This is a genomic window from Actinocrinis sp. (genome assembly GCF_035938995.1).
Lineage (GTDB): Bacteria > Actinomycetota > Actinomycetes > Streptomycetales > Catenulisporaceae > DASZGI01.
Window position 1 is genome coordinate 1 of the sequence record NZ_DASZGI010000329.1, and the last position, 13,250, is coordinate 13,250.

Genomic DNA, 13,250 nt, shown 5'->3' on the forward strand with positions numbered 1-13,250 from the left:
GTCGGGATCCGCCGCGACGGCGCCGAACCAACGGCGCGCGAGTCGACCTCCGGTATCAGCAGCCGCCGCGCCGCCCGCGCTCTCCGCTGTGTCGCTCGCGTCCTCCGCCGCGCCGCCCGCGCCCCCCTCGCCGCTGGGAGCAGACGTCAGCATGTCGTGCCCGTCCAGCGTGTCGAGCAGCTCCAGCAGAACGCTGCGAGCCTTCGGGCCCGCAGCGGCCAACAGGTCATCGAGGCGGTCGCGCCGCAGCGCGTCCTCGAGCCGGGTCCACAGCGCGGGCACGCCTGCGCCGCCCTCGACGGTGAAGCTTCCCGTCCAGCCGCGCACGTGCACACCGCGGGGCATGGCCGTGGCCCGCACGCCGGGCCGTAGCCGGGTCACACCCGCTCCCGGCGCGCGACGGCGTCGGCCATCTCGGCCCGCCAGCTGTGACCGGTGAGCTCGGGCACCGCCCGGATCACCAGGAAGGCGGCGAGATAGCGTTCGAGTGGCCGCAGATCACAGACGGCCAGCAGCAGGTAGAGGACGTTCGTGCACCAGCGGTACACCAGGGCGTCGGGCCGCGTGCGCATCGAGCCTTCGGGGTCGGCGCGGTGCATCATCTGGTGGTACTCGCTGAACACCGCACGGCGCCGCCCGCCACCTCCGGTGAGCTGCGCGCCCGCGACGCGCCGTTCGTCCACATACCGCCAGGCCGTGCGCGACCACTGCGACCACAATTCCTCCCACGGCTGCAGCCGGCCCTCGCAGATCCGCTCGACGAGCCCGGTGACCTGCTCGGCGTGCTGCTCCCACCGGTCGCGGAAGGCCTCGGCGAGCCGGCCGTCGGGGTCGTTGTTGGCCAGGAAGTCCTCGAGGTGCGAGATGTAGGAGTGGTATCCGCCGGTCACGCCGACCGTGGGGAGCGCCGCGGCGTGCGCGGTCATCGCCGCGAGTGCGACCTGGAGCCGGGCAGGGGCGCCGTCGCCGTGCGCGCCGAGGAAATCAGTGGTCGCACGCAGTACCGGAACGCCGAGGCGCAGCAGGCGGGTGCGTACCTCGACACCGTCATCGTGGAGCAGCGGGCGCGTGCGGCTGTCGTCGTTCGGCTCGACGCGGACCGTGTTGTCCGGCCGAAGCGGGCCGTACGGCGGCGGCACGAGCTCCGCGTACCCCGTCGCTTCGGCGTCGGCGAGCAGCGCGGCCGTATCGACCTGATGCACCGAGGGGTGGTCGATCAGATATCGGCGCAGGCGTTCGGCGGCCTCGTCCGCGAGCGTCTGCGCATCCGGGCCGTCGACCCGCAGCCGCAGATGTGGACCGTACAGCCAGTGCCGCTCTACGTGCACTGACATACCCGCGTCTGCCAGGTCTCGCGCGATCGGCAACACCGCTTCGCGCAGCAGCGGCGCCTTCGTCGGCCGGTAGTAGTAGCAGATCACGTCCATAGTCACGCCCCGAGCCGCATTGATCCGGATCGGAGCTCCCCGCTCCGGTAGGTCTCGACGACCAGCTCGACCGCCCGGTGTGGCAGGGTTCTGCCGCCCGCGGCCGGCAGCGCCTCCTCGAACACGACGCCGTCGCCGTGCCGGGCGAGCCACTTTCCCAGGCACCGCAGATGCAAGGCGTTTCCCAGATCGGCCAGGTGCGGCTTGGGCAGCTCCAGAGCGCGCAACAACCCCTGCGACGTGCGGTCGACGCTCGGCGGCGGCAGGGGATGGAGGAAAACCTGCTCCGGCAGGTCGAGCAGCGAGCGCCACCGCGCGACGGCGCCGATCGGCACCTCCCCGTCGGCGGCGATTTCCTCGCGCAGCGCGGACTGCGTGGCGCCGGGCAGGTGCCACCGCCGACGGCGGAGCACCAGGTGCCGATAGCGCAGGCGGGGCGTTCTGATCAGCTGCCCGGCGGGCGTCTCGACGGTGAACCGGGGCACGAGCGGGGCGAAGTTGACCACGCCGCTCGGGAAGTCGTTGACGAACACGGCGACGCGGTCCGGCAGCATCACGGGGGCGAGGAACCCGGAGTAGAGGACGTCGAGCAGCCTGCCGTTGCGCAGGCGGAACCGGACCTGGTCGGTGGCCGGATCGTGGATCAGTTCGACGTCGCGTTCGGTGAGCGAGGCGCGGCGCGGGTCGTCGCCGAGTTCGTCGGGCACCAGCCGCGGGTGGAGGTTCGCGTTGAAGCCGCCTACCGGGCGGATCTGCACCGGCCGCGCGGCGGGTCCGAGGCCGTCGTGGATCTGCCGGGTGACGTCGGCCGCCGCCGAAGGGCCGAGCGCGGAGAGGAACCGGCTGGTGAACCTGCCCCAACCGCCGTAGACGTGGTTGACGCACAGCAGCCCGGAGTCGTCGTCGCGCTGCACGAAGAACGAGTACGAGACGGGCCTGGGTCCGAGCCGTCCCGCCGTCCCCGCCTCCCGCACCTGGTCCTCGTCGAGGAAGACCTCCTCGCGCCACTCGCCGCCCTCCGGCCCGGTCACCGGTGTGTCCACGTCCTGCCACGCCCGTCGCACCTCCGGAGCGAACTCCCACGGGCGTGGGCAGGTCCCGCCCAGGCCGTAGCGCGCGACAAACCGGTCCCGCAGGAGATCGCGCACCGCATGTCCGACGTCGAAGCGTTCCGCGAAGGGCGCGAACTCGGCCAAGGCCGCGCGGTCGTCCGCGCCGAGCAGGCCGCCGACGGGTACGGGCGCGCGCGTCACCAAGTCCTCGGTGAGTACTGGGGCGCTCGGCGCCGGGCGCTGTATCTCCGCGAAAACCGCGTTCCACCGTGCGGAGAGCTCGTACAGCGCACGCTGCCGCAGCTCCGGCGCGGTGTCGGCGAACGCGCGCGTCGCGGCAGATATCGCCTCGAGCTGCTCGGCGAGGTGAGCGTCAGCGTCGTCTTGCGGTTCACGCAGCCAGGCGGCGAGCCGGGGCAGCGGGTCGGGTTCCTGCGGGTCGACCGGGGAACACGGCGCGAGCAACCGCTCGTCGACCAGCCGCCGTATGAAGGCCTCGGCCCGCACCTTGGCCGACGCCTTCCGCTGACCCGACTTGGACGGCGCGCAGATCCCGTCTACGAGGTCGCCGACGAGATCGTCGAGCAGGACCGGGTTCCGGGCGCGGCCGATCACGAAATCCAGCGGGCCGCCGCGCGCCACCTCGACTTCGTCCTCACCCGCGACGAGAAACCGTCCGGCGGACAGCTGCTGCCGGTTGCGCAGGAAGGTCGCCCGGGTCGTGGTGAGCCGGGGCTCGCTGCTGAGCCGGTAACGCAGGCTCCTGCTACGACGGGGATCGGACAGCAGCGCGTCGAGCAGCGTCTCGGTGAGCGCGTGATTGGGCACTGTCGCGGCGGACCTGTCCGCCTGTGCGGGATCGGGATCGAGCTCGCGCGTCCACCGCGTCGCGGGGCGCTCGTCGTCGTGACGGCCCCAGCCGACCGTGACGAACCAGGTCAGCGGGCTGGTCTTGGTGCTGGCGCGCAGTGTGTAGCGCAGTACTCCCGGCTCGGCCTTGCGCCCGCGCCGGTCCGGTGTCGCTGTTTGGTCGTCCACCCGGCTGGCGCGCTGGACGGCGCGCAACAGGTCTGCGCTGGTGAGCGCGACCGCGTGCAGCAGCGCCGGATGGGCGCAGAGGGCTGCCAGGGCTTGTCGCTCGTCGGCCAGGGCGCTCGGGGCCAGGTCAGTTGCCCGTTCCGCGACGAGTTTCCGGTGCGCGCGGTCGTCTAGCCAGGTCTGCAGTTCCGGGACACGGTACGGCAGGTCTTCGAGTCGTTCCAGGAGGCCGGACGCGGGTTCCCGGCCGTTGTGCACGGCCCGTCGCAGCGGCAGGACGACGGTGCGGTGGAATGCTTCCCCGTGTTCTTTCCGGCTGACGTAGAGAGCGTCGCAAAGCACTGGCTTAAGGTCGGCGAGGCCGGCCTCCAGTGCGACCAGCCGGCGCATCGCCTCCCGGAATGACGCGCTCTGCGGACTCTGCGCCGGATACGGCACCGACGTCATGCGCACGAGCGCGTACGGCGCGACGCTGACGGACGTGCTGATGGTGCGCGGTGCGGTCACCGGGGCGCGCAAGGGCTCCCCGACGGCGACTTTCTCCGACATCCCACCCTCCGGTCGGCAGCCAGGCGCGTCCCGGCCGCCCCCGCGATTCGGCGGAGGCGCCGGGACGCGTTTTCCGCTTGACGCACGTGTCGCCTCAGCGTGAAGTCCCGAGAGTCCTCAGAACCCGGTCGCGCCGGTTCAGTTGGCCACAGGGTACTGCTGCTGAACGCAGGAGGAAGACCCCTGGCATGAGCAGTCCCCCCACGAGGCGCCCGTCTCGGGCAGCGCGACGGTGTCGCGCATCGACGTCACGGTGAGCTCGCCCAGGTCGAGGTCCTCGAGCTCGAACGCGCCCCCTTCGGCGGCCTTCGTCGGTCCGTCCGGCTGCACAAACTCTTCGCGCATTGGCACTCCTTGTCTCGGCGTTCGCTGCGCGGCGAGATTATCCTTTCCCGGACGGCCGTCGGACGGCTCGCGGACGGCTCGTGCACGACTAGCCGAGTACTGATTCACCTTCGTGCAGGGCGGGCGTGTCGAACTCGTCCGCGTCGGCCTTGTCGAGCGGCAGGGTGAGGGTGACTTCGAATCCGCCGTCCGGCTTGCGTCCGGCGGTGAGCGCGCCGCCATAGAGCGACGCGCGCTCGCGCATGCCGGTCAGTCCGACCCCGGCACCGCTGTGATCGGTGGCCTGCGCGGCGGCTGAGCGCGGCGTGCGGGACCGCTGGGGCGGAACGGCGTGCGGCCCGGCATCAGTGACCGTGACGCGGATGTGCTCGGGTTCGTATTCCAGCGACACGTCCACGGACGATCCCGGCGCATGCTTGAGCACGTTGGTCAGGGACTCCTGCACCACGCGGTAGACGCACAGCTCGATCCCGGCGGGCAACGGGCGCTGTCGACCGGCGATCGTGTAGCGCGACGGGGTGCCGGAGAGGCCGACGCGTTCTATCAGGACGGGCAGTTGCGCGATTCCGGGTGCGGGCCGGTCGTCCGCGCTCGCACCCGCCTCGTCGTCATCCGGACGCAGCAGGCTGATCAGACGGCGCAGCTCGGCGAGCCCTTCGCTGCCGACTTCGGAAATGGTGCGCAAGGCGTGGTCGGCGGTCTTCGTATCGGTCTCGAGCACATAGCGCGCCAGACCGGCCTGGACGGCGATGACGGACAGGTGGTGCGCTGTCACGTCGTGCAGCTCGCGGGCGATGCGGATCCGTTCGAGCAACACCGCGCGCTGCTCACGCTCGTGCTGCTTGCGCTGCACCTGCCGGTCGTACTCGGCCATGAACGCGCGGCTCTCCGTCAGCCTTCTGGCTCCGTCGCCGACGACTGCGATGACCAGCACGCGCCCCGCGGTCTCGAGCCAGATGACGAACGGGGAACCGATCCACTCGTGCAGGTTGCTGTAGATCAATACGGGAAACGTGACTGCGGCGGCGGCCAAGATCCAGCGCCGTCCGCGGCGCGACGCCACCGTGAAGAACGCGATCTGCAGGCCCGCCTGATTCAAGCTCAACCAATACCCGCGCACCTCGAATATCGCGACGAGAGCGGCGCATACCGCCATCACGCTCAGCGGGAATCGGCGCCGCAGCACCAGGGCGGCACCGACCGCGATGGTCAGCGCGATCGCGAACGCGTCGAACCGCCGCGGGCCCGAAGACGGGTAGGAGCCGGACGCGGTCGTCAACGAGACCCAGGTGACGGCCGCGGCGATGGCGAGGTCGACGACCAGCGGCGGTATCGAGGCGGCGACCTTCGCCACGCTGCGCACGTTGAGCATCGGCCCAACCTAGTGATCGCGGCCCGGCTTGTCCTCAGATCACCGGGGGCTTCGCCGCACCATGAGTAAACCTTTGCGGTATCACCCGATACCGCGGGCGTTGTACATCCCTTCCGGACAGTGAAACCTCCGGGGAACGCGGCGGACCGAGTCCGGCTGAAACCCTTGAGCCGCGCGGATGCTGGATGCCGCGCGAGCAAGCGTGCACAACGGAGCGTGGGTGGCAGATGAGGTTCGTCCATCGGGACGCCGGCGTCGAACGCGAGTGGGAGGTGCGGCTCGGCCGCCCGGATGCCGTGGTCGCGGACCTCGCAGCCGCGCTCGGCGCCCCCGGCGGACGGCTCCTCGTCGACGGCCGCGAGGTGGCGTCCGCGACTCCGTTGAGCGGATCAGGGCTCGTCATGGGGTCGCAGGTCGCGGCCGCGACGCAATCGTCCGACCGGGCCGCAGGCCTGATCCGTGGCCGGGATTCCGAGCGCGCGGCCGCGACCAACGCCGCTGCGACGAACGCCGCTGTGACGAACACCGGGACGACAACCACTGCCGCGACCAGAAGAATGGCGGTGAGCTCGGGCGCGGTCCTGCGGATCATCGGCGGCCTGGAATCGGGATTGTCCGTGTCGCTGAAGCCCGGACGCGCGCGGCTCGGCCGCGGCGAGGAAGCGGAGATCCGCGTAGCCTGCCCGGACGTCTCCCGGCTGCATTGCGAGATCGACGTCGCCGACGACGGTCGAGTGACCGTGACGGATCTCGGTTCGAGCAACGGCACGGACGTCAACGGTGCACGGCTGACGGACCCGGCCCACGTCGGCCCGGACGACGTGGTCTGCGCGGCCGGCCGGGTGCCGTTCCGCATCCTGCCCGCGGATGTGCTCGGCCCGGTGCAGTACGTCGATACGGTGCGGGAAGCCGGGCCGAGTGGCACGCTCCCGTTCAACCGGGCGCCGCGTGTCGCCGCCCTATCCGCGGCACCGCCGGTCCGCTTGCCCGAGCAACCGCGCCGCTCAGACGGGCAGCCGCTGCGAATATCGGCTCTGCTCGCCCCGCTCGTGCTGGCGGGCGTCATGGTGCTGGTGCTCAGGGACCTCACATTCGCGCTGATCGCGCTTTTCAGTCCACTGATCATGATCGGAACCCAGATCGAAGACCGCACCAAGGGCCGCTTCGGTCTGCGCCGGGCGAAGCGCGAATACGCCACCCGCCTGGCCGAAGCCAGCGAACAACTCGCCGCGCGCCGCGCGGACGAGACGAACCGCCTACATGCGCAGTTCCCCGACCCGGCAGAACTCTGCTACCGCGCGTCGGCGCCCGGACTGCGCCTGTGGGAGCGGCGCCGCGGAGCCGCGGACTTCCTCAAGCTCTCCGCCGGTCTGGCCGACCAGGGCTGGGCACCCCCGGTGGACCGTGGCCGCCACACCGAGCAGGAGCTCGACCCCGTCCTCGCCGCGGCACTCGCCGCGGCGGCGCGGCTGACGCAGGTCCCGGTGGCCGTCGACCTGTCCGAAGGGGGAGTTCTCGGGCTGGAGGGCGACCGAGGGGCGGCGCTCGCCGCGGCGCGCTCAATGCTCTGCCAGGCGGTCACCGCGAGCGGCCCGGCGGACGTAGCGGTCGCGCTGTTCGTCGACGAGGACCGGAGCGCGGACTGGGACTGGACCAAATGGCTGCCGCACGGCGAGGACCCGAGATCAGGGCCCTCACGCTTCGTCGCCGTCGGCGCGGAACGCTGCGAGGCGCTCGCGCGCAGCCTGCTGTCCGACTTCGGCGGGGCCGGAGCCGGCCGGGACGTGGATGCCAAGGGCGCTGGAACACCCGCGCTGCTCATTGTGGTCGACGGGGCGACCCTGCTCGAGGGCCGCCCCTGCTCCCTGCGGGATCTGCTCGGCGGCGCGGCCGGACCCGTCGCCGGGATCGTGCTGACCTGGCGCCTGCCTGCCCTGTGCACCGAGGTCCTGACGGTGACGGCCGACGGCTCCGGACGCTTGCGGCGGGTCGCCACCGGCGAGCGGATCGACGACATCCTGATCGCCGGCATGACGCGCGCCCGCGCCCGCGGACTGGCCCGCGCCCTGGCCAGGTTCGAGGATCCGGAGATGAAGGTAGAGGGAGCCGGCCTGCCGGACCGGGTAGGCCTGCTGCCCCTTCTCGAGCTGAACGGGCCCCCGGCAGATGCCAGGTCTTCGAGTCAGTCCACGGCGGCGGCGAAAGATCGCGCCGCGGGGAACGCCTTTCTCCCCGCCGCGCGATCTGCAGCCGCCCCAAAGCCGTGGACAGACCCGAAGAGTCTCCAAGATGCCGTCGCCGACCGCTGGCGCTCCACGGCGCACACCCTGCGCGTGCGGGCGGTGCTCGGCGTGACCGAGCGCGAGGTGTTCGAGGTCGATCTCGACGACGACGGCCCGCACGCCCTGATCGCCGGCACCACCGGATCCGGCAAGAGCGAGCTTCTGCGGACCCTGATCGCGAGCATGGCGGTCGGCGCCGATCCGGAGCACCTGACCTTCGCGCTGGTTGACTACAAGGGCGGGGGAGCGCTGGACGAGTGCGCGCGGCTGCCGCACGTCGTCGGGCTCGTGACAGACCTCGACGAACAGCTCGGCGAGCGCGCGCTGCGCTGCCTGGAGGCCGAGCTGCGCCACCGGGAGCACGCCCTGCGCGGCGTCGGGATGAGCCACGTCCGCGAGTACCAGCGGTTCCGCGACACCCAGCGCCCCGATCTCGAGCCGATGCCCCGGCTCGTGGTGGTGATCGACGAGTTCGCCACCCTCGTCAAAGCCCTGCCGGACTTCGTCGACGCGCTCGTCAGCATCGCCCAGCGCGGACGCAGCCTCGGCATGCACCTGATCATGGCCACCCAGCGCCCCTCCGGCTCGGTCAGCGACGCGATCAAGAACAACGTCAAACTGCGCCTGGCGCTGCGCCTGGAGAGCACCTCCGACTCCCAGGACGTGATCGACTCGCCGGCCGCCGCCTCGATCGGCAGCCGGCAGTGGGGCCGCGGCTTCTACCGGGTCAGCGCGAACGAGGTGCTTCCCGTGCAGACCGCGCTGTCGACCGGCGTGACTCCGGCGGCGGCCGCCGCGGGCGGGTTGACCCTCCTGCCGTTCCGGTTGACGTCGGGCGAGCGGGCCGGGGTCGTCACGGCGACGTCCCCGGATTCGACCTCTGGGTCCGCGACCGGTGAGAACATCCCGACCGACCTGGCCCGCCTGGTGGAGGCGAGCCGAGCGGCCAGCGCCGCGGCCGGGATCCGCCGGCCCCGCCGTCCGTGGCCGGACCCGCTGCCCGCCGCCGTCCCCCTGCACCTCCCCGGCACCGCTCTGCGCGGGCTCCAGACGGACACGACCGGCCTGCCCGCGCTGGGGCTCGCCGATGATCCGGACCGCCAGGCGCAATATCCGGTCGGCTGGGACCCGGCGGCCGGAAACCTGCTGATCTACGGTGCCGTCGGCGCCGGCGTCTCCACGACGCTAGCCTCGGTGGCGCTCACGGAGTCGGCCGCGCTGCCGCCGGACCGCCTGCACGTCTACGTGCTCGACATGGGCTCCGGCGATCTTGCACCCCTCGAGCACCTGCCGCACACCGGGGCCTACATCGGCCCGGCGGAGCGAGCCCGGCAGATCCGGCTGGTCCGGATGCTGCGGAGCGAGCTGGACGCGCGGAAGGCGGGCGGCGCCGTACGCGGCGCGAATGCACCCGCGCCCGCCCGGTGGCTAGTCCTCATCGACAATGTCGGCTCCCTGAGATCGGAACTCGAGAAGGACTTCGCCGGTTTGAGCGTCCTCGACGAGCTCGGGCGGATCTTTGCGGACGGCCCGGCGGTCGGGCTGCACATCGTCGCCACCGGCGACCGCGCCGGCGCGATCCCGGGCGCGTGGGCCGCGCTGAGCCGGCAGAAACTGCTGATGCGGCTGGCCGATCCGGGCGAGTACAGCAGCTTCGAGGTACCGCGCAGAGCAGTTCCCGGATACGTCCCCGGCCGCGCGCTGGTCGCCGCGACGCGTCAGGTCCTGCAGATCGGCCATCCGCGCGCCGGACTGGCCCCGGCGGTCGCCGAGATCGCGCGACGCTGGTCGCACGTGCCGGGCACGGCCCATCCTGTCGTGCTCCTGCCGGAACGGATCACCCACAGCCAGCTGCGCAGGTCGGGTGCCGTTGCTGCGACCGGCGCGGAGCCGTGGTCCATCCCGGTCGGATTCACCGACAGCAACCTGGCGGCGGCGGCGTTGCGCCTCTACGAGCACGAACACGCGCTGATCGCGGGCCCGCCCCGGTCCGGCCGCAGCAGTGCTCTGCTGGCCATCGCCGCCACCGTGCTCGCCGAACCGGATCCGCCGACCGTCGTCGCATTCGCGCCCCGGCGTTCTCCGCTGCGGGAGCTGCCCGCCCCGGTGGTCGCGTGCAGCGATTACACAGATCTCGAACGCACCCTCGACCCGGTCAGCGGCAGGACTCTGCTGCTGGTTGACGACGCCGACACTGTCACCGACCCCCTCGGGGTGCTCGACCGCTGGATCGCGAAATCCGGCGCCGGAAAGCACGTGATCGCCGCGGGCCGCAACGACGGCATCCGCCGCCAGTTCGGCATGTGGACGCAGCGGGTGCGCGACGGTCGCTGCGGCGTCCTGCTCGTGCCCGACCACGAGCTCGACGGCGACCTGCTCGGCGTGGTGCTGCCGCGGCAGCACCGGATGGCGCCCGTGCCGGGCCGGGGCTATCTGGTGTCCGACGGCGCGCTCGACGGCGTGCAACTGGTGCTAGCGGAGCTGCGCCGCGCGGCCGAGGAACCTGCCGCGTACGCACGACACGGCCGTCAGCCCTACAACGACGGCGGTAGCCGGGAATTCAACCGTTCGGTAGACGACCACTGATGCCGACCCTGCATAACGTACTCACCCGTACGGGCGGTCAGGGCGAGGAAATGCCCCGGCACCACCAGACGCGGCGGGCAGGCACACGGCAGGCCCGCGGAACCGACGAAGATACGGAGCACCACAATGACCGACGGAACCGTCAAGGTCACCGCCGAGGCCCACGTCCGCATCGGGCAGCTGAACAGCGCCCTGGCGTCGTTCAACGACCTGATCAACCAGATCGTCCAGCACGGCACCGCGCTGACCGACCCCAACGTCTGGGCCGGCCCGGCGGCCTCGGTCTTCGGCCAGCAGGTGTGGCCGCAGGTGCAGTCCCAGCTCGGCCAGGTGCAGGGCACGCTGGGCGGGCTCCAGCAGCAGGTGACGGGCATCCTCAACAACATCACGCAGGCCGGGTCCGGCCTCCCGCTCGGCGGCCTGCCCTCGCTGGGCAGCCTGCCGGCGGTCGGCAGCCTTCCGATCGGCAGCCTGTAAGCCGCGGCACGGCACTTGAGAGCACGGCATTTGAGAGCACGGCACTTGAGAACACCGCAGACCTGAACAGACGGCACTGAGCCGACAACGGCGGTGGCGGAACGGCACTGATCACGGGGTGCCGCTCCGCCACCGCCCGGACGCGTTGTACGAACAGGGACGGAATAAACGCACCTCATGACAGGCCGACGTTTATCGACAGGCTTCGAGCCGGAACCGAACCCGCCCGCGGACGCACCCGAGTCCGTCCCCGGCTACCGCGATCTGGCCCGAATAGGGCATGGGGGATTCAGCGTCGTCTACCGGGCCGTGCAAGAGTCCTTCGAACGCGCGGTGGCCCTCAAGGTTCTGACGATGGGCACCGACGAGGAGGCCCGCCGCCGCTTCCTGCGCGAGGTCCGGCTCGCCAGCCGGCTCAGCGGGCACCCGCACGTCGTGACCGTGCTGGACACCGGGATGACGGCGTCGGGCCGCCCCTACCTGGCGATGGACCTGTACGACGGCGGATCGATGAAGGAGCGGCTGAAACGGTCGGGCCCGCTCTCGCCCGCGCAAGCCGCGATGGTCGGAGCCAAGATCGCCGAGGCCCTGGCGGCGGCGCACGCGCTCGGAGTGCTGCACCGCGATGTGACGCCCAACAACATCCTGGTCTCCAGATTCGGCGAGCCCGCGCTGGCCGACTTCGGCGTCTCGTGCCTGCTCGACTCGAGCTCGTCCGCCTCGGTGCTGGACGTGTTCTCCCCGCAGCACGCCGCACCCGAGCTGATGACACGCGGCGTGCCGACCGTCGCTTCTGACGTCTACGGGCTCGGCTCGACGCTGCATCAGCTGCTCACCGGTCAGCCCCCGTTCGGGGGTGAGGGCCGGGACGTGCGCTCGATCATGTGGCGCGCGGTGAGCGAGCCCGCGCCGCGGCCCGACTGCCCCGGGTTGCCGGAACTGGCCGACGCCATCCTGCGGGCCATGGCGAAGGAGCCGGACGAGCGCTTCCCGGACGCCGCCGAGTTCGCCCGGACCCTGCGGGCCCTGATTCCCGAAGGCGCGCCGTCCGCCCTACCGATGCACGACCGGGTGGAATCGTCGTCGATCGGCCCGACTGCGGTCGCCGCTGCCGCCGCCGTGACTCCGGAATCGACCTACAGCCGTCAGCCGGCGCCGAGCGCGCCCGCCCTTGATCCGGACACCACGTCGGCCGGTCGGCTGCGCTCCGCCGACCACACGATGGTGCGTCCGGACCGAGCCGATCCCGCCCGCCGCTCCTCGCACGCGGCGAACAGCCGCCGCGAACGCAGTGAGGAGAGCAAAGACGGCCGCCGCCGCGTGAGAACGCCGTTGCTCATCGCCGCGGTCGTCGCCCTGCTCGGTGGCGGCACGTGGGCGCTGTTCGCCTCGCAGGACTCTTCCTCGGCTTCACACAATCCGGCCGCGGCACACCACTCGTTCGTCACCGCTGCCGCGTTCGCGACGCCGACCCGGTCGGCACGGCCGACCGCCAAAGCCATGCCGACGCCCAGGCGCACCGATGCGCACGTCACCGGGACCGGTGCGGTGACGTCGCCCGGCGCGCCCCCGAGCGCGTCGGCCACGTCGACCTCAGGCGGGCTCGGCTCCCTGCTTCCGCTGCCCGGCACCTACCACCGGCTCCAGAACGAGCAGACCGGGACCTGCCTCGCCGCCGGTGGCTCGGCGCCCGCGCAACAGTCCTGCGCGACGGACAAATCCGAAGGCTGGCAGTATTCGCTGCCGCTCACCGGGATCCTCTCGTCCGGGGGCGACGAACTGGTCAACGAGCTCAGCGGCCTGTGCCTCACCGCGGGTTCCGCCGGGGCGGTTTCCGCACAATCGTGCAACGGCGCGTCCGCACAACTGTGGTCGGTCGTGAGCGGACCGGGTTCGAGTAAAGAGTTCCAAAACGCTGGCGTCGGGCAGTGTCTCCAAGCCGCCCAGGCCGTTGTCTCCTACGGATCATGCAGCTCGAGCGATCACGCGGACCTGTGGACCGAGGACGGGACCGAGTGACGGACGCGGGACCCGCCCGACACCCGTGTGGGTGACCGGCCCGCATCGCCCGGGCCTGCGCCATGCGAGATGGGCGGCGGCCCCGGTTGCTACCCCGGAAAGG

General features: G+C 71.7%; 7 protein-coding genes and 1 pseudogene. 3 read left to right on the forward strand and 5 right to left on the reverse strand.

Features of this window, described 5'->3' with window-relative positions; translation table 11 throughout:
* From VGZ32_RS23340 to VGZ32_RS23360, 5 genes and pseudogenes are all read right to left on the reverse strand, one after another.
* Positions 1–381, reverse strand: a pseudogene (locus tag VGZ32_RS23340) (hypothetical protein); the annotation flags it as partial.
* A complete protein-coding gene (locus VGZ32_RS23345; protein WP_326888304.1) occupies positions 378–1,433 on the reverse strand; it encodes a hypothetical protein in 1,056 nt (351 codons plus the stop codon). The gene VGZ32_RS23345 and the pseudogene VGZ32_RS23340, both read right to left, overlap by 4 nt.
* Complete coding sequence (locus VGZ32_RS23350) at positions 1,430–4,066, reverse strand: lantibiotic dehydratase (RefSeq protein WP_326888305.1); 2,637 nt, start codon at positions 4,064–4,066, stop codon at positions 1,430–1,432. The genes VGZ32_RS23345 and VGZ32_RS23350 overlap by 4 nt, the downstream gene beginning before the upstream one ends.
* A gap of 138 nt (positions 4,067–4,204) precedes the next feature.
* Entirely contained in the window at positions 4,205–4,411 is a 207-nt protein-coding gene (locus tag VGZ32_RS23355) for a thiazolylpeptide-type bacteriocin (protein ID WP_326888306.1), read from the reverse strand.
* An 88-nt stretch (positions 4,412–4,499) separates the two neighbouring features.
* On the reverse strand, positions 4,500–5,783 hold the full coding sequence (locus tag VGZ32_RS23360; RefSeq protein WP_326888307.1) for a sensor histidine kinase: 1,284 nt from the start codon (positions 5,781–5,783) through the stop codon (positions 4,500–4,502).
* Positions 5,784–6,010: 227 nt separating this feature from the next.
* On the opposite strand from VGZ32_RS23360, the gene VGZ32_RS23365 reads away from it, so the two are divergent.
* The 3 genes from VGZ32_RS23365 (at position 6,011) to VGZ32_RS23375 (ending at position 13,147) form a co-directional block, all read left to right on the forward strand.
* The gene (locus VGZ32_RS23365; protein ID WP_326888308.1) at positions 6,011–10,651 is read left to right on the forward strand and encodes an FtsK/SpoIIIE domain-containing protein; all 4,641 of its coding nucleotides are present in this window, start codon (positions 6,011–6,013) and stop codon (positions 10,649–10,651) included.
* A gap of 126 nt (positions 10,652–10,777) precedes the next feature.
* Positions 10,778–11,128, forward strand: coding sequence for a hypothetical protein (locus tag VGZ32_RS23370; RefSeq protein ID WP_326888309.1), 351 nt, complete (start codon positions 10,778–10,780; stop codon positions 11,126–11,128).
* Positions 11,129–11,305: 177 nt separating this feature from the next.
* A complete protein-coding gene (locus VGZ32_RS23375) occupies positions 11,306–13,147 on the forward strand; it encodes a protein kinase domain-containing protein (protein WP_326888310.1) in 1,842 nt (613 codons plus the stop codon).
* Positions 13,148–13,250 lie beyond the last annotated feature (103 nt).